At 71.0% G+C, this 16,556-nt stretch carries 10 protein-coding genes; 8 read left to right on the forward strand and 2 right to left on the reverse strand.

Annotated features, from left to right (window positions below; translation table 11 throughout):
• Positions 1 to 28: 28 nt before the first annotated feature.
• A complete protein-coding gene (locus ACFHVL_RS27055) occupies positions 29 to 7,528 on the forward strand; it encodes an SDR family NAD(P)-dependent oxidoreductase (protein ID WP_416631258.1) in 7,500 nt (2,499 codons plus the stop codon).
• 8 nt (positions 7,529 to 7,536) lie between these two features.
• Positions 7,537 to 8,280, forward strand: a complete 744-nt coding sequence (locus tag ACFHVL_RS27060) for a class I SAM-dependent methyltransferase (RefSeq protein WP_416631259.1) — start codon at positions 7,537 to 7,539, stop codon at positions 8,278 to 8,280.
• Between the two features lie 87 nt (positions 8,281 to 8,367).
• On the opposite strand, the gene ACFHVL_RS27065 is transcribed toward ACFHVL_RS27060, so the two are convergent.
• Positions 8,368 to 9,105, reverse strand: a complete 738-nt coding sequence (locus ACFHVL_RS27065; protein WP_416631260.1) for a thioesterase II family protein — start codon at positions 9,103 to 9,105, stop codon at positions 8,368 to 8,370.
• Positions 9,106 to 9,350: 245 nt separating this feature from the next.
• Between ACFHVL_RS27065 and ACFHVL_RS27070 the strand changes: the two genes are divergently transcribed.
• Both ACFHVL_RS27070 and ACFHVL_RS27075 read left to right on the forward strand, forming a co-directional pair.
• Complete coding sequence (locus ACFHVL_RS27070) at positions 9,351 to 10,268, forward strand: proline iminopeptidase-family hydrolase (protein ID WP_416631261.1); 918 nt, start codon at positions 9,351 to 9,353, stop codon at positions 10,266 to 10,268.
• Positions 10,261 to 11,193 carry an ACP S-malonyltransferase gene (locus ACFHVL_RS27075; RefSeq protein WP_416631262.1) on the forward strand — a complete coding sequence of 311 codons (933 nt, stop codon included), beginning with the start codon at positions 10,261 to 10,263 and terminating at the stop codon, positions 11,191 to 11,193. The genes ACFHVL_RS27070 and ACFHVL_RS27075 overlap by 8 nt, the downstream gene beginning before the upstream one ends.
• Before the next feature lie 112 nt (positions 11,194 to 11,305).
• Here ACFHVL_RS27075 and ACFHVL_RS27080 read toward each other — a convergent pair whose 3' ends face one another.
• Positions 11,306 to 11,554, reverse strand: coding sequence for an acyl carrier protein (locus tag ACFHVL_RS27080; RefSeq protein ID WP_281553691.1), 249 nt, complete (start codon positions 11,552 to 11,554; stop codon positions 11,306 to 11,308).
• A 114-nt stretch (positions 11,555 to 11,668) separates the two neighbouring features.
• Here ACFHVL_RS27080 and ACFHVL_RS27085 point away from each other — a divergent pair, with 114 nt between their 5' ends.
• From ACFHVL_RS27085 to ACFHVL_RS27100, 4 genes are all read left to right on the forward strand, one after another.
• On the forward strand, positions 11,669 to 13,216 hold the full coding sequence (locus ACFHVL_RS27085; protein ID WP_416631263.1) for an AMP-binding protein: 1,548 nt from the start codon (positions 11,669 to 11,671) through the stop codon (positions 13,214 to 13,216).
• A 156-nt stretch (positions 13,217 to 13,372) separates the two neighbouring features.
• Positions 13,373 to 14,869, forward strand: coding sequence for an AMP-binding protein (locus tag ACFHVL_RS27090; protein WP_416631264.1), 1,497 nt, complete (start codon positions 13,373 to 13,375; stop codon positions 14,867 to 14,869).
• The gene (locus ACFHVL_RS27095) at positions 14,866 to 16,092 is read left to right on the forward strand and encodes a type III PLP-dependent enzyme (RefSeq protein ID WP_416631265.1); all 1,227 of its coding nucleotides are present in this window, start codon (positions 14,866 to 14,868) and stop codon (positions 16,090 to 16,092) included. Before ACFHVL_RS27090 ends, ACFHVL_RS27095 begins: the two co-directional genes overlap by 4 nt.
• Entirely contained in the window at positions 16,089 to 16,550 is a 462-nt protein-coding gene (locus tag ACFHVL_RS27100; protein WP_416631268.1) for a cobalamin B12-binding domain-containing protein, read from the forward strand. The genes ACFHVL_RS27095 and ACFHVL_RS27100 overlap by 4 nt, the downstream gene beginning before the upstream one ends.
• Positions 16,551 to 16,556: the final 6 nt, after the last annotated feature.

The following is a 16,556-nucleotide window of genomic DNA, read 5'->3' on the forward strand; positions in this document are numbered from 1 at the left end:
GCGTCGGGCGGGGGTGTCGTCGTTCGGGTTGAGTGGGACGAACGCGCACGTGATCGTGGAGGAGGCGCCGGCGGATCTGGCGGCCGGGCCAGTGCCGGCCGACGGCTCGGTCGAGGAGCCGCCGGCCGTGCCGTTTCAGCGCAAGCGCTACTGGCTTACCGCCTCCCCGCTGACCGGTGACCCGGTCTCCATGGGGCTCGCGCCCGCCAATCACCCGCTGCTCGGCGCCGCCGTCATGCTCGCGGCCAACGACGGAATGGTGCTCACCGGGCGGCTGTCGGTGGCGAGCCAGCCGTGGCTCGCCGACCACCGGGTAGGCGAGACGGTCCTGTTCCCCGGAGCGGGCTTCGTCGAACTCGCCACGCACGCCGGTGAGCGGGTCGGCTGCGGCCGGATCGCCGACCTGGTCCTGCAGGCCCCGCTGGTGCTGCCGGCCCGCGACGCGCTGCAGATCCAGATCACGCTCGGCGGGCCCGACGACTCCGGAGCCCGTTCGCTGGCTGTGCACAGCAGGAGCGACGACGGTACGGACGACAGCCGTTGGACGCAGCACGCGATCGGCACCCTGGTGCCGGGTCGGCCGCACACCGGTGCCGAGCTGACCTCCTGGCCGCCGGCTGCCGCCGAACCGGTCGACCTGGCCGGTGTCTACGACGAGTTCGCCGAACGTGGACTGGTGTACGGACCAACCTTCCAGGGGCTGCGGAACGCCTGGCGCCGCGACGACGACCTGTACGCCGAGATCGGCGTGCCGGATCAGGTACGGGGCAAGGTGAACCGGTTCGGGCTGCATCCGGCGCTGCTGGACGCGGCCCTGCAGGCGGTCGGCCGCAGCGGGTTGGCCGGGCAGGAGGCGGCTCTGCCGTTCCAGTGGCGCGACGTCGAGGTGTACGCCGCTGGCGCGGCCAGCGCCCGGATCCGGGTCAGTCGCTCGGTCGACGGCGGCGTGTCGATTCTGCTGGCCGACGGCACGGGTACGCCGGTCGCCTCGGTCGGTTCGCTGGTGCTGCGCCCGGTCGTGGCGGCGGAGCTGGCTGCCGCTGACAGCGGGCCGTACCGCGACGCGCTGTTCACCGTCGACTGGACGCCGGTGGCGCTACCGGCCGATGCCCCGGTCACCGTCGCCGACCTGGCCGGCGTGACCGCCGCTGCCGAGGTCCCGGCGGTGGTGCTGCATCGTCACGCCGCCGGGTCCGGCACCGGCGCTGGTACACCCGAAGCGGTCCGCGCCGGCACCGTGGCGGCGTTCGCCGCGCTGCGTACCTGGCTGGCCGAACCCCGGTTCGCCGGTACCCGGCTGGTGGTGCTGACCCGGCGGGCCGTGGCGCTGCCCGGCGAGGACGTGACCGACCTGCCGGGCTCGGCCGTGTGGGGGCTGATCCGGGCCGCGCAGACCGAGCATCCGGGTCGGATCGTGCTGGTGGACACCGACGCCGAACAGGACGCGGTGACGCTGCTGCCGAAGGTGCTTGCGGCTGGGGAGTCCCAGGTCGTGGTCCGGGACGGGGCGGTACGGGTGGCCCGGCTGCGAAGAGCAGACGCGGCGGCGGCCGATGCGGTACCGGTCGACGTCGCCGCCGGCACGGTGCTGGTCACCGGGGCCACCGGTGGCCTCGGTCGGCTGATCGCCCGACACCTGGTCACCACGCACGGTGTACGGGACCTGCTGCTGGTGAGTCGGCGCGGTGCGGCAGCCGAAGGCGCCGACGAACTCGTCGAGGAGCTGACCGGGCTGGGCGCCCGGGTCGAGCTGGTCGCCTGCGACGTCGCCGACCGGGCCGCGGCCGCGGCGCTTGTCGCCGGACGCCGGCTCACTGCGGTCGTGCACGCCGCCGGAGTGCTGGACAACGGCACGATCGACACCTTGACGCCGCAGCGGATCGACGCCGTGCTGCGGCCGAAGGTTGACGCCGCGTGGCACCTGCACGAGCTGACCGCCAGGATGGACCTGGCCGCGTTCGTGCTGTTCTCCTCCGCCTCCGGCGTGCTCGGTGGGATGGGGCAGGCCAACTACGCCGCCGCCAACACCTTCCTGGACGGGCTGGCCGCCCATCGGCGGGCCAACGGCCTGGCCGGGGTCTCCCTCGCCTGGGGCATGTGGGGCACCGGCACCGGGATGGCCGGTCACGTCACCGCCGCCGAACTGCCGCAGGTGGCACGTACCGGGTTCGTTCCGATCAGTGCAGCCGAAGGGCTGGCGCTGTTCGACGCCACTTGGTTGTCACCGGAACCGTTCCTCGCCCCGATCCGGCTCGACCTCACGGTCCTTCGTCGGCAGGGGGGCGCGTTGCCGGACCTGTTCCGGGCGCTCGTGCCAGCTGTGCGCCGCGCCGTCGCGGCCACCGGCGACGCCACCGGTACGTTCGGCCAACGGTTGGCCGCGATGTCCGTGCAGGACCGGGAGAACACCCTCCGGGAGCTGGTTCGCGTGCAGGTGGCGCAGGCACTCGGGCACAGCGCTCCGGAAAGCATCGAGCTGGACCGGGCGTTCCAGGACCTGGGTTTCGACTCGCTCACCGCGGTCGAGTTGCGTAACGGGCTCAGCGTCGCCACCGGGGTCCAGCTGTCGGCGACACTGGTGTTCGACAACCCGACTCCGATGGCGCTGGTCGATCATCTCGCCGAGGAGTTGGTCGGTGAGGCGGAGGAACCGTCCGTGCCAGAGCCCGACCAGGCCCCAGTGTCGGCGGACGATCCGATCGCCATCGTCGGCATGAGCTGCCGCCTGCCCGGCGCGGTCAGCTCACCCGAGGATCTGTGGCGGCTGCTGACCACCGGTGACGACGCGATCTCGTCGTTCCCCACCGACCGTGGCTGGGACATCGAAGGATGGTTCAGCCACGACTCCGGCGCTGGGTCCCGCCAGGGCGGGTTCGTCGCCGACGCCACCCACTTCGACGCCGCCTTCTTCGGTATCAGCGACGACGAGGCGACTGTCATGGACCCGCAGCAGCGGCTGCTACTGGAGGCTTCCTGGGAGGCGGTCGAGCGGGCCGGCATCGATCCGCGTTCGCTGCGTGGCAGTACCACCGGTGTGTTCGCCGGAGTGATGCAGCCCGACTACGACCCCGGCATGTTCGGCTCGGTGGAACACGCCGCCGCGTTCCGTGGTGTCGGCCTGTCGCAGAGCATCGTCTCCGGCCGGGTGGCCTACCTGCTGGGCCTGGAGGGCCCGGCGGTGTCGGTGGACACCGCCTGCTCGTCCTCCCTGGTTGCGCTGCACTGGGCGATCCAGGCGCTGCGCCAGGGTGACTGTTCACTGGCGCTTGCCGGTGGGGTCACGGTGATCTCGACTCCGGCAACCTTCGTCGACTTCGACCAGCAGGGCGGGCTGGCCACTGACGGGCGCTGCAAGTCGTTCTCGGCGGCGGCCGACGGGATCGGCTGGGCCGAAGGCGTCGGTGTGCTCGTGGTGGAGCGGCTCTCCGACGCCCGACGCAACGGGCACCAGGTGCTGGCCGTGGTACGGGGCAGCGCCGTCAACTCCGATGGTGCCTCAAACGGGATGACCGCGCCCAACGGACCGGCCCAGGAGAAGGTGATTCGTCGGGCGCTGGCGACCGCCGGGCTACGCGCGGACGAGGTCGACGCGGTCGAGGGCTTCGGCGCCGGCACCCGGCTCGGTGATCCGATCGAGGTCCGCGCCCTGCAGGGCACGTACGGGCAGGACCGCGACCGGCCGCTGTGGCTGGGATCGGTCAAGTCGAACATCGGTCACACCCAGTCGGCTTCCGGCGTAGCCGGGGTCGTCAAGATGGTGCTCGCTCTGCGGCACGGCGTGCTGCCGAGGACACTGCATGCCGACGACCGGTCCCCGCACGTGAACTGGGCTGACAGCCAGGTGCGGCTACTGACCGAGTCGGTGCCCTGGCCGGCGGGCGAGCGTCCGCGCCGGGCTGCGGTGTCGTCCTTCGGGCGCAGCGGCACCAACGCGCACCTGATCCTGGAGGAGGCGGACCCGGCCGCAGCCGATGCGCAGGCGCACGGTCAGCCGCAACGGCCGGATGGGCCGCTGCTGCCGCTGCTGGTGTCGGCGCGTACCCGCCAGGCGTTGCCAAACCAGGCGGCGGCACTGGTCGCCGCGCTGCGCGCCGACGCCGACCTCGACCCGGTCGACGTCGGGTACTCCCTGGCCGCCACCCGGGTGCCCTTCGACCACCAGGCCGTTGTCGTCGGCGCCGAGCGTGACGACCTGCTGCGGGCCTTGACCGACCTGGCCACCGCTACGCCGTCGCCCCGGGTGGTGACCGGTCGCGTCCGACCCACCGGCGCTACGGCGTACCTGTTTCCGGGTGCCGGGGCGCAGCGGGCCGGCATGGGCCGGCGGCTGTACGCCTCGTTCAGTGCCTTCGCCGGCGCGTTCGACGAGGTCTGCGCGAAGTTCGACCGGCATCTCGACCGGCCGTTGCGCGACCTGGTGTTCGCCGAGGAGGGTACGGTGGCCGCTGGCCTGCTCGACCAGACGAGCTACATGCAGGCCGCACTGTTCACGGTGGAGGTAGCGACGTACCGGCTGCTCGAATCGTGGGGCCTGCGGCCCGACCACGTCGTCGGGCACTCGACCGGGGCGCTCGCCGCCGCCCACGTCGCCGGGGTGCTGTCGCTGGCCGACGCGGTGAAGCTCTGCGCGACCGGTGGGGACCTGATGCAGGACCTGCCCGCCGGGGCGATGATGGCGGTGCGGGCCAGCGAGGATGAGGTGCGGCGTGAACTGGACGGGGACGTCGAGATCGCGGCGGTGAACGGCCCTGACTGGGTGGTGGTGTCCGGGCCGGGCGACGACGTCACCGAGCTGGCCGGTCGGTGGCGGGCAGCGGGACGGTCGGTCAGCCCACTGCGGGTGCGCCGGGCGTTCCACTCTCCGGCGGTGGACGACGTCCTCGAGGAGTACTTCGACGTCGCCGACCGGCTCACCTACCACCCGCCGGCCGTCAGCCTGGTCGCGCACGTGGACGGCGAGCTGGTCGATGCCGACGACCTGGCCACCGCCGAACACTGGGAGCGGCAGCTGCGCGCCGAGGTCCGGTTCGTCGACGACGTACGCCACCTGGCGGAACTGGGCGTCACCCGGTTTGTCGAGGTGGGTCCGGACGGTGGCCTGACGCAGATGGTCATGGCCTGCCTGCCCGACGCCGACCAGACGGTGGTACCGACGGTGAGCGCGGACTCGGCGGAGGTCGAAGCGCTGTTCGCGTCGGTGGCCCGGCTGCAGGTCACCGGGCACGCCGTGGACTGGTCGCGACTGTACGCCGGTCGGGGCGCACGGCAGGTGGCGCTGCCTCCGTACTCGTTCCATCGGCAGCGGTACTGGGTCGAGATGGACGCGCTGGCGGTCGGTGAGGTAGTCGCCGCCGGGTTGGAGGAGACCGGGCATCCGCTGCTGGGCGCGGCGGTGCCGGTCGCCGGTACGCGGGACCTGGTGCTGACCGGCCGCCTGTCGCGGGCCGCCCGGTCCTGGCTGGACGACCACCGGATCGGGGATGTCACCGTGCTGCCGAGCTCGGCGCTGATCGAGTTCGCGATACATGCCGGGGACCGGGTCGGCTGTAGCCGGGTCACTCAGTTGACGGAGCTTGCTCCGGTGCCGTTGGACCCGGCCACCGCGATCCAGATCCAGGTGGTGGTGCGGGACGCCGGGGCAGGGCACAGCGAGCGGGATTTCGCGGTGTACGCCCGGGGCGAGGATGGTTCCACCGCCTGGTCGCAGCATGCCGCCGGACGGCTGGCAGCCAGCCAGGGCGGGACCTCGCCGTTGACGGTGCACGACGGACAATGGCCGCCGGCCGGTGCCGAGCCGGTCGACCTGTCCGGCTGGTACGACGGGCTGGCTGGCCGGGGTCTGTCCTACGGGCCGGCGATGCGCGGCCTGCGCAGCGCCTGGCGGGCCGGGCAGGACCTGTTCGCCGAGGTCGACCTGCCCCAGAGCGCCGGCACGCAGGCCTTCGCGATCCACCCCGTGCTGCTCGATGCGGCACTGCACGCCGCCACCGGGCTGGTCGACGGCACCGACGGCCAGCCCGGGCGGCCGGTCTCCTGGTCCGGGATCGAGCTGCACGCCACCGGCGCCGCAACGGCCCGGGTGCTGCTGCGCGTCGATGGTCGACGTCTCTCGCTTGTCATGGTCGACCCGGCGGGCCGTCGCGTGCTCACAGCGGATTCGATCGAGCTGCGGTCGGGGCCTGAGCGCGAGCTGTCGGGGCTGGGCACCGGGCAGATCCCGGCCGTCCCGGCTGCCGTGCGCACCGGCGAGGTCGGTCGGCCGCGCGCGAACGCCACGAATGGACGTCCGGCGGCAGCCGTCGCGGCGAGCGGTGATGCCGGGGCGGGCGACGCGGGGGCCGAGACATGGCGCCGGCTGGCCGCGCTTGGCGGCGAGCAACGGGAGTCTGCGGTACGGGACCTGGTCGCCTGCGCGATCGCGGCTGTGGTGAACACGACCCCGGAGACGATCGACTTCGACGGGCACTTCGTCGAGGCCGGATTCACTTCGCTGACCGTCACCGAGCTCGGGATCGACCTCGGCACCCGGACCGGTCTCGACCTCAGCGAGGTGATTTTCCAGCACCCGACGCCCAACCACCTGACCCGTCACCTGCTCGACGAACTCGTCGCGAACGGAGGCGGTCAGCAACCGGCGCGCGAGGGTGGCGAGGGTGGGGAGACGCTGCGCGATCTGTTCCGGGCAGCGGCGCTGGCCGGCCGGCTCGGCGACGGGATCGACGTGCTGAGCGCCGCGGCGCGGCTACGTCCCACCTTCGACACCCCGGCCGGTGCGGCCCAGCGGATCTCTCCGCTGCGCCTGGCACAGGGCCCGGCCCGTCCCCGGCTGCTGTTCGTGGAGACCCCGATGGCGATGGGCAACCACTACCAGTACAGCCGGCTGGTCACGCATTTCCAGCACATTCGTGACGTCGTGTCACTACCGGTTCCCGGCTTCACCCGGGGCGTTCCGCTGCCGGCGACCGCCGAACTGGTGGTCGAGTTGCTCGCCGACGCGGCGCTGAGTGCTGCCGACGGCGAGCCGTTCGTCCTGGTCGGGTACTCGGCCGGTGGTATTCTTGCCCAGGCCACGGCGAGCCGCCTCGAGCGGATGGGCACCGGCCCGCGGGGCGTCGTGTTGCTCGACACCCAGCCGGTGCAGCGGCCGGGCGATCCCGACGGCGGCTCCATCGAGGATGCCTCCGCCAGCGCGGTGATGAGTGAGATGGTGCTCGGACTGTTCGAGCTGGAGGCGGCCGCGGGCAAGTTCGACAGCGCCCAGCTCACCGCGATGGCCTGGTACGTCGACCTGCTGCCCGAGTTCGAGCTGGGGGTCACCAGGGCCCCGGTGCTCTACCTGCGCGGGGCCGAGCCGATCGGTGCTGCCGCGTCGCCCGTGTCGTGGCCGCACGCCGACAGCACCGAGACGGTTCCCGGCAACCATTTCACCATGGTCGACGCGGAGGCGGCGACCACGTCGAAGGCGATCGAGCATTGGCTGGCCGCCACAGCCGAGCAGCGTGTTCCCGAGCCGACCGTGAAGGGCTGAGGTACGACATGTACGAATCCGAGGACGCCGAGATCTATGACCTGATCCACCAGGGGCGGGGCAAGGACTACGCCGCTGAGGCCGCCGAGGTCACCCGACTCGTGCTGGCCAACAAACCGGACGCGGCCTCGCTGCTGGACGTCGCCTGCGGCACCGGCGAACATCTGCAGCACCTCTCGGGGTCCTTTCCGTATGTCGAGGGGGTCGACATATCCGCCGACATGCTGCTGAGCGCCAAGGCGCGGCTGCCGCTGGTGCCGTTGCACCAGAGCGACATGCGCTCCTTTGCCCTCGGACGTCGTTTCGACGCGGTGACCTGCCTGTTCAGCTCGATCGGTCACATGCGTACGACCGCCGAGCTCACTGCGGCACTGCGCTGCTTCGCCGAGCACACCGTGCCCGGTGGCGTCGCAGTGGTAGACCCGTGGTGGTTCCCCGAAACGTTCCTGCCGGGGTACGTCGCCAGTGATGTGGTCAGGGCCGACGGGCGCACCATCGCCCGGGTCTCCCACGCGTCGCAGGAAGGCAACGCCACCCGGATGGATGTGCAGTACCTGATCGCCGACGCGGAATCGGGCATTCGTCATCTCGCGGAAAGCACTCTGATCACCTTGTTCACCCGCGGGGAGTACGAGGCCGCGTTCCGGGCCGCCGGCTTCACACCGACCTACCTGGACCAGGGGTCGGGTGCCCGTGGTCTTTTCGTCGCGGTCCGGCAGGTTCAGCCGGAGCCGGCGTCGGGCAACCCTTGACCGGTACGTGGCGCTGGGCGGGTGGGAATCCGGATGGTCCCCCGCCTGCCCGGGCACCACGGCGCCGTCGATCGAACCTGCCGCCGGTCAGACCAGCCGTCGGGTGATCAGGTCGAGCACGGTGCCCGCGTGTTCGTTCAGGTAGAAGTGGCCGCCCGGGAAGACCCGTAGCTCGAACGCGCCGGTGGTGTGCTCCCGCCACGCGTCGGCCTCCGCGACGGTCACCTCGGTGTCCTGGTCACCGACCAAGGCGAGCACCGGGCTGCGCAAGGGTGGCCCGGGCCGGTGCCGGTAGGACTCCACCGCACGGTAGTCGCAGCGGGTTGCCGGCAGGATCATGTTGAGCATGTCCACGTCGTCCAGCAGTTCGCTGCCGGTGCCGCTGAGCCGGGCCAGTTCCGCGCGTAGGCCGTGGTCATCGAGACGGTGCACACTGGTCTCCCGGTGCCGCGACGGCGCGCGCCGGCCGGAGACGAACAGCACGGCCGGTGTGGTGCCGGCGTGTTCCAACCGACGAGCCACCTCGTAGCCGACCATCGCACCCATGCTGTGCCCGAACAGGGCCAGGGGCCGGTCGCGCCAGTCGGCCAGCTCCGCAGTGACCAGGTCTGCGAGTCGATCGATGTCGTCGATACCGGGCTCGTGCCGCCGGTCCTGACGTCCCGGATACTGGATGGCCAGCACGTCCACCGAGGCGGGTACGCCTCGGGCGACCGGCAGATAGTACGACGCCGACCCTCCCGCGTGTGGAAAGCACACCAGCCGGGTGGCGGCGTCCGGCTTCGGCCGGAACCGGCGGACCCACGAGGTCGTGGCCGAGGTCATGGGGACTCCGATCGCCGTACCAGCAAATGGTGTGACCGTGACAGGCCGATGGCGGGGGTGGCAACCCGTGCTCACCCCTAGCAGCGGCGGGGGTTGATCTGGGGTTGTCCGGGGTTCTGGCCGCTGGCACCGTCGGAACGGAAACCGTCGGTCCCGGCACCGGCCGGATCCGGTGCGGCACGGGGCGGACACGGTGAGGTCGGTGCGGCACGGGGCGGACACGGTGAGGTCGGCGAGGTGTGAACATGGCAGTGGCTGCGGACGACAAGGGACTTGTGCCGTTCGGGGAGTACCAGACGTGGTACCGGGTGACCAGACCGGCTGGCGCGGGCCTCCCAGCACTGGTCGTGGTGCACGGCGGTCCGGGAAGCACCCACGACTACCTGCTGAACCTGGCTGGGCTGGCCGACCACGGCTGGCCGGTGGTGCACTACGACCAGATCGGCAACGGCGGCTCCACCCACCTGCCCGACCGGGGCGCCGACTTCTGGACTGTCGAGTTGTTTCTCGCCGAGCTGGACAACCTGCTGCGCTCGCTCGGTGTCGCCGACGACTACGTGTTGTTCGGCCACTCGTGGGGCGGCCCGCTGGTGGCCCGGCACGCGGCTACCCGCCCGGCTGGGCTGCGGGGCCTGGTCATCGCCGACGCGCCGGCATCGTATCCACTGTGGCTGGACGAGGCGCGGCGGCTGCGCCAGGCGCTGCCGGCCGGCGTGAACGAGACCCTGACCCGCCATGAGCAGGCGGGGACCACCGACAGCCAGGAGTACTTCACCGCCATGCGGGTGTTCTACGACCGGCACGTCTGCCGGGTCACCCCGTGGCCGCGGGACTATCTGGCGTCGTTCATGGAGATCGCGAACGACCCGACGGTGTACCTCACCATGAACGGCCCGAGCGAGTTCCACGTCATCGGCACGCTGCGGGACTGGTCGGTTGTCGATTGCCTGGCGGACATCGAGGTGCCCACCCTGGTGCTGTCCGGCCGGCACGACGAGGCGACCCCGGCGACGTTGCAGCCGTACCTCGATCGGGTGCCCGGTGCGCGGTGGGTGGTCTTCGAGGAGTCCAGTCACCTGCCGCACCTGGAGGAGCCGGAGCGCTTCACCGAGGTGCTGCTGGAGTTCCTCACCGAGCTGAAGGGGAAGGGCGCGCATGGCTGAGGGACATACGGCGCTGGTGTTCCCGGGGATGGGACCCACCAGCTTCGCCGAGGTCGGCCGGTTCATGCTGGCCAACCCGTACGCGCGGGAGCTGACCGCGACCGCCGAGGAGGTCCTCGGATACCCGTTGCTGGAGCGCTACCGCACTGGTGGCGACTACTCGGAGGCCGCGCAGGTGGCCTTCTTCGTCAACTGCCTGGCGCTGGCCCGCTGGAGCGAGCAGGGTGGTACGGTGCCGAAGTTCTGCGTCGGACCGAGCTTCGGCGAGAAGCCGTTGATCGCCTACGTCGGCGCGTTGCCGGTCCCGCAGGCCATCTGGTTGACCGTGCAGCTGGCACGTCGGATGGAGGAGTACTTCGCCACCGAGCACTGTGACGTGGTGACGCACTCGTTCACCCGTACGCCGCAGCCGCTGCTGCGAGAGGTGCTCGACGAGCTGGCCGGGCGGGAGGAGTGGCACGAGATCTCCTGCTACGTCGATCATGACTTCCACATGCTGTCGTTGCGAGAGCACATGCTCGACTGGCTGGTGGCGAGGCTGCGGTCAGCGGGCGGACTCCCGCTCTACACGATGCGCCCGCCGATGCACTGCGCCGCGTTCGCGCCGTTGCGCGACATCGTGGCGCGGGAGGTGCTCGGCGGGCTTGAGTTCGCCGACCCGACGGTGCCGGTCGTCGCCGATCAGGACGGCACGCTGGTCACCACTGCGGCGGGGGTACGCCAGATGCTGCTGGACAGCTTCGTCCGGCCGCTGCGTTGGCCCGACGTGGTCGCGTCGCTGCGTACGCGGGGTGTCCGTGAGGTGCACGTCTGCGGGCCCGACCGGCTGTTCGGCCGGGTGCGGGCGACCACCGAGGCGTTCGAGGTGGTCGCGGTCACGCCCCGGCTGGCTCTGCAGCCGAGACGGTCCACCGCGGTGGTCTGAAACGGCCGGGCTGGCGGTCACCGGTGGCTGCGGCGGACAACCGCCGGTGTTCAGCCGGTTCCCGGCCGGACCAGGCGTGGACCGCCACCCGGATCCGGCCGGAGCCGGCAGCTCAGGCGGCCTGCATCCGGACCGCTGACAGCGTCGTCCACAGCACCTCCGGAGTAGCGAACGACTCCATCGCCAGCGCCTCGTCGGTGAACCGCACCGTATATGCCGACTCGATCGCGGCGAGCAGTTCGACCGTCCCGAGTGAATCGAGACCGAAATCACGCAGCGAGCTTTCTGGTGACAGCTTCTCGTCGTCGCCGATGAATGGTAGGTGCTGGCGGAGCAGTGTCTCGAACTGGTCGTCCCACATGATGGCGACTCCGATTGAAGAAATCCTGCTGGTCTGATTGATCCTACCATTTCGGATTGACGATGCGAGCTGAAGAGATGGGGGCAAAAAATGGACGAAGCTGCCATTGGCGTCTTGTCGGCACGATTCATGCGAGGGCTGGAGACTGCCCCGGACCAGCCGGCGGTACGGATCGGCTCCGACATGCTCAGTTTCGCCGAGGTGCACCGGACGGCACTGCGCTGGGCGGCGGTGTTGACCGAGCACGCCGGTGGGCAACCCGCTCCGGTCGGGGTCCTGGCCGCGGGCAGCCTCCCGGCGTACGTCGGGATCCTCGCCGCCCTGTACGCCGGCGCAACGGTTGTTCCGCTGCATCCGGACTTCCCGCCGGCCCGTACCCGGGCCATGCTCGACGCCGCTGGCGTCACCGTCGTGGTGGCCGACGAGCCGGCACTGGCCGGCCTGCCCGCGTCGCTACCGGTCGGTCGGGACGTCGCGGTCCTGGTCGCCGGGCAGGATCCGCAGCCCCGGTCGCCACTGAGAATGCTGCCCGGGCGGTCCGGGTGGCCGCTGTCCGCGCCGCGACCGGTGCGGCCCGGCGACGCGGCGTACATGCTGTTCACCTCCGGGTCGACCGGGCGGCCGAAGGGGGTGCCGATCACCCATGCCAGTCTGGCCCACTACTTTCGCCTGCTGGACCAGCGCTACGACTTCGACGACGCCGATGTGTTCTCGCAGACGTTCGACCTGAACTTCGACTGCGCCATGTTCGACCTGTTCTGTGCCTGGGGAGCCGGGGCGCAGCTGTTGCGGGTACCCGGGCAGGCCTACCGGGACCTGCCCGGCTTTCTCGCCGCCCATCAGGTGTCCGTCTGGTTCTCCACCCCCAGCAGCATCGGTCTGGTCCGTCGCCTCGGCGGCCTCGGCGCGGGCACGCTGCCGACGCTACGGCACAGCTTCTTCGCTGGTGAGGCACTGCGTTGCCGGGACGCCGCGCACTGGCAGGACGCGGCGGTCAACTCCAGCGTGGAGAATCTGTACGGGCCGACCGAACTGACCATCACCGTCACCCGGCACCGTTACCGGGCCGAGTCGCACCAGCTGGCCGTCAACGGTGTCGTGCCGATCGGGCCACTGCACGACGGGCACGAACAGTTGCTGGTGGACGAGGCCGGAGAGCAGGCCGCCGACGAGGGGGAGCTGTGGGTGAGCGGGCCGCAACTGACACCCGGTTACCTCGATCCGGCCGACGGCCACGGACGCTTCGTCGTCCGCGACGGGCGGACCTGGTACCGCACGGGCGACCGGGTACGTCGAACCCCCGGCGGCGAACTGCTCTACCTCGGTCGACTCGACGCCCAGGTGCAGATACACGGGTGGCGGGTCGAACTCGCCGAGATCGAACACGCGGTGCGAGGCTGCGTCGGCGTCGACGACGTGGCCGTCCTCGACGTCACCGTGGACGACGCGACCGAACTGGTCGTGTTCTACACCGGGCGACCGGCGGCGGTGATCGAGCTGACCCGGCAGTTGCGGCAGAGCCTACCTCAACGGCTGGTGCCCCGGCGCTACGAACACCGCGACGAGCTGCCGCTGAATGCGAACCGCAAGGTGGATCGAACGGCGCTCCGGGTCCGGGCGAGGGAAATTGTCATCGGAGTACCCAAGCTGGCACCGGCGTGAGTAGGGGCTGGTAGGGGATCCCGAAGCTGTTCGCTGGGGGTTATCTTTCTGTCGGCTGATCCGGTCGGCTGATCCGGTCGGCTGTTCAGGTCCGGGTGCTGGACAGCAATTCCGCGACGGCGCCTCCAGTCTCTCTCAGACGGCAGGAGTGCGGTTTTGGACGATGATCTGGTTCATTCGTTGCTGGACGTGGCCGAGGCGGTCGCCCCGACCCGGCCCGCCGTACGCGACGCGGCCGGTGTATGGACCTACGCCGAACTGCACGAGCACAGCCACGCGGTTGACGCCTGGCTGCACGACCAGGGGGTCGGCCCGGGCGACCGGGTGCTGGTGCAGGCCCGGACCACCCGCGAACTGGTCGCGATGTTCTTCGGGGTCTCCCGGCGCGGCGCGACCTTCGTCCCGATCAATCCCGCAACGAAGGCGTTCCACCTCGCGGCGGTGGTCGCCAACGCCGAACCCCGTCTGGTCGTCGCCGATCACGCCAACGCCGAGACGCTGCGCTCGGTCACCGGGCTGCCGGTGTATGAGACCGAGACGCTGTGGCCACAGGTGCATGCCGGTACGGGACAACGGCCTGCCCGCGCGGCGACGCCGACGTGCACCGACGCGGCTGCCCTGATCTACACCTCTGGCAGCACGGCCGCGCCCAAGGCGGTCGTCACCCCGCACGCTCAGACCACGTTCGCCGTACGGGCGTTGCGCGACGCGCTCGGCTACCGCCCGGACGACGTAGTGTTCTGCCGCTTCCCGATGTCCTGGGACTACGGGCTGCACAAGGTGCTGATGACCTGCGCCGCGCAGGCCGAGGTGGTGCTCGCCGGCACCGAGTCGGACCTGGCGTTGCTCGACCGGATGCGACACACGGCCACGACCGTCGTTCCGGTGGTGCCGTCGCTCGCCGCAATGATCGTCACGCTGGCCCGGCGCGCAGCCGAACCGCTACCGCCGGTACGGATGTTCACCAACACCGGCGCCGCGCTGCCGCAGCCCACTATCGAGCAGCTACGCGCGGCCTTCCCCGGTGCCCGGGTAGTCCGCCAGTTCGGACAGACCGAGTGCAAGCGCATCTCAGTGATGCCCCCGGAGGAGGACCAGGAACGCCCAGACTCGGTGGGGCGCCCGCTAGCGGGCACCGAGGTGCTGATCCTCGACCCTGATGGTAGGAGCGTGCCGCCCGGTCAGACCGGCGAGATCGTGGTCACCGGCCCGCACGTCATGGCTGGCTACTGGCGGGCGCCGGAGCAGACCGCCCGGACGTTCCGGCCGGATCCGCGTACCGGGCGGATCCGGCTGCACACCGGCGACTACGGCCGTCTCGACGAGGACGGCTACCTCTACTTCGCCGGCCGGCGCGACGAGATGTTCAAGCGCAAGGGGATCCGGATGAGCACGGTGGAGATCGAAGCCGCCGCCATGGACGTCCCGGGCGTGCGGGCGGCCGTCGCGGTGCCGCCCACCCCGCACCGCGACCTCGCCCTCTGCGTGGTGTCCGACCTGGCCCCGCACGTGGTGCTGCGGGAACTGGCCAGGCGGCTGGAGCCGGCGAAGGTGCCGGCGACCTGCCGGGTGCTCGACGAACTGCCGCTGAACCACCACGGCAAGAACGAGAGAGGGAAGCTCGCCATGATCCTTGACGAGGCGCTGTCGTGAGTACGGCCACCTGGTACGCGGAGCTGGCCGAGCGGTACGGCACCCCGCTGTACCTCTACGACCTGGACCGGATCGAGTCCGCCCGGCGGGATCTGCTGGCCAGCCTGCCCGATCCGATGGAGTTGTTCTACGCGGTCAAGGCCAACCCACATCCGCAGGTAGCCGCAGCGGTCGCCACGAGCCGGGTCCGTGCGGAGATCAGCTCCACCGGTGAGCTGGCGGTCGCCCTCGCCGCCGGCTTTCAGGCCGAGCGCTGCCTCTACACCGGACCAGGCAAGACCACCGGTGAGTTGGCCGAGGCGATCGGCCTGGGCGTACGGACGTTCTCCGTGGAATCTCCCGGCGACCTCCGGCGCATCGGTACGGTGGCAGGCCAGTACGGCGTGGTCGCCCAGTGCCTGCTACGGATCAACAGTGCCAGCGCACGAGCGTCGACGAGTATCCGGATGACTGGGGCGCCGTCGCAGTTCGGCATCGACAGTGAGACCCTGCCCGACCTGCTGCCCGAGCTGCGGGACGTAGCCGGCACCGACATCGTCGGTGCCCACTTCTTCCCGCTGAGCAACGCCCGCGACGAGGCGAGCCTGATCAGCGAGTTCCAGCACACCGTCACGCTCGCGGCGAAACTGCACGACGAGCTCGGTTTGCCGGTGCGGCTGCTGGACATCGGTGGCGGCTTCGCCGCGCCGTACGCGGTGCCGGGCAGCCGTCCAAGATACGACAAGGTGCGCGTCGAGTTGGAGAACGCGCTCGATGCCAGCTTCACCGGCTGGCGTCACGGTACGCCGGGCATCGCTTGCGAATCCGGTCGCTACCTTGTCGGGGACAGCGGCACCCTGCTCTGCACGGTGGTCAACCTCAAGACGAGCCGGGGCCGGCGGTTCGTGATCCTCGACGGCGGGATCAACACCTTCGGCGGCATGTCCGGGCTGGGCCGGCTGCTACCGGTGGCGGTCCAGCTCGACGAAGACGCCGTGGTCGGTACCGCGAGCCTGGTCGGTCCGCTGTGCACCCCGGGCGACGTGCTCGGCCGCGACGTCGACGTGCCGGAGCTGGCTCCCGGCGACGTGGTAGCGATCCCGAACGCGGGCGCGTACGGGCCGACAGCGAGCCTGCTGGCCTTTCTGGGCCGGCCCGCCCCGGTCGAGGCGGTCGTCCGGGGCCGCGAGGTCGTTTCCGTGTCGCGTCTGGAGTACCACCGTCGCCATGGCCCGTGGACATGAACCCGGCCGGTCGGGTGCGCCAGGTCACCCGGCCCGGATCTCCGAGGGCGATCGTCAGCGGGCTCTCCTCGGACGCGCACACCTGGAATCTGGTCTTCCTGGAACTGCTGCTCGCCGAGCTCGGGTTCCAGGTGACCAACCTCGGGGCATGCGTGCCCGACGACCTTCTCGTCCGCGAGTGCCTGGACCTGGCACCCGATCTGCTCGTGCTGAGCAGTGTCAACGGGCACGGTCACCTCGACGGGGCGCGGGTGGTCCGCGAGCTGCGCGGTCTGCCGCCACTAGCGGGTCTGCCGATCGTGATCGGCGGCAAGCTCGGGGTCGCCGGCGGGTTGACCGGCGCGCAGCGCGACGAACTGGTCCGGGCCGGCTGCGACGCGGTGTTCGAGGAGAACGCCGAAACCGTCACCGCGTTCCGCCGTTTCATCGACACGCTACCTATCCGGGCGATCCGGTGACCTCGG

Source organism: Micromonospora sp. LOL_023 (assembly GCF_048060115.1).
Taxonomy (GTDB): Bacteria; Actinomycetota; Actinomycetes; order Mycobacteriales; family Micromonosporaceae; genus Micromonospora_E.

What these genes read in the sequence shown, in the direction of transcription:
- ACFHVL_RS27060 (WP_416631259.1), top strand. Translation starts at nt 7,537, where the DNA reads ATGTACGAATCCGAGGACGCCGAGATCTATGACCTGATCCACCAGGGG.
- ACFHVL_RS27065 (WP_416631260.1), bottom strand. Translation starts at nt 9,105, where the DNA reads ATGACCTCGGCCACGACCTCGTGGGTCCGCCGGTTCCGGCCGAAGCCG.
- ACFHVL_RS27070 (WP_416631261.1), top strand. Translation starts at nt 9,351, where the DNA reads ATGGCAGTGGCTGCGGACGACAAGGGACTTGTGCCGTTCGGGGAGTAC.
- ACFHVL_RS27075 (WP_416631262.1), top strand. Translation starts at nt 10,261, where the DNA reads ATGGCTGAGGGACATACGGCGCTGGTGTTCCCGGGGATGGGACCCACC.
- ACFHVL_RS27080 (WP_281553691.1), bottom strand. Translation starts at nt 11,554, where the DNA reads ATGTGGGACGACCAGTTCGAGACACTGCTCCGCCAGCACCTACCATTC.
- ACFHVL_RS27100 (WP_416631268.1), top strand. Translation starts at nt 16,089, where the DNA reads ATGAACCCGGCCGGTCGGGTGCGCCAGGTCACCCGGCCCGGATCTCCG.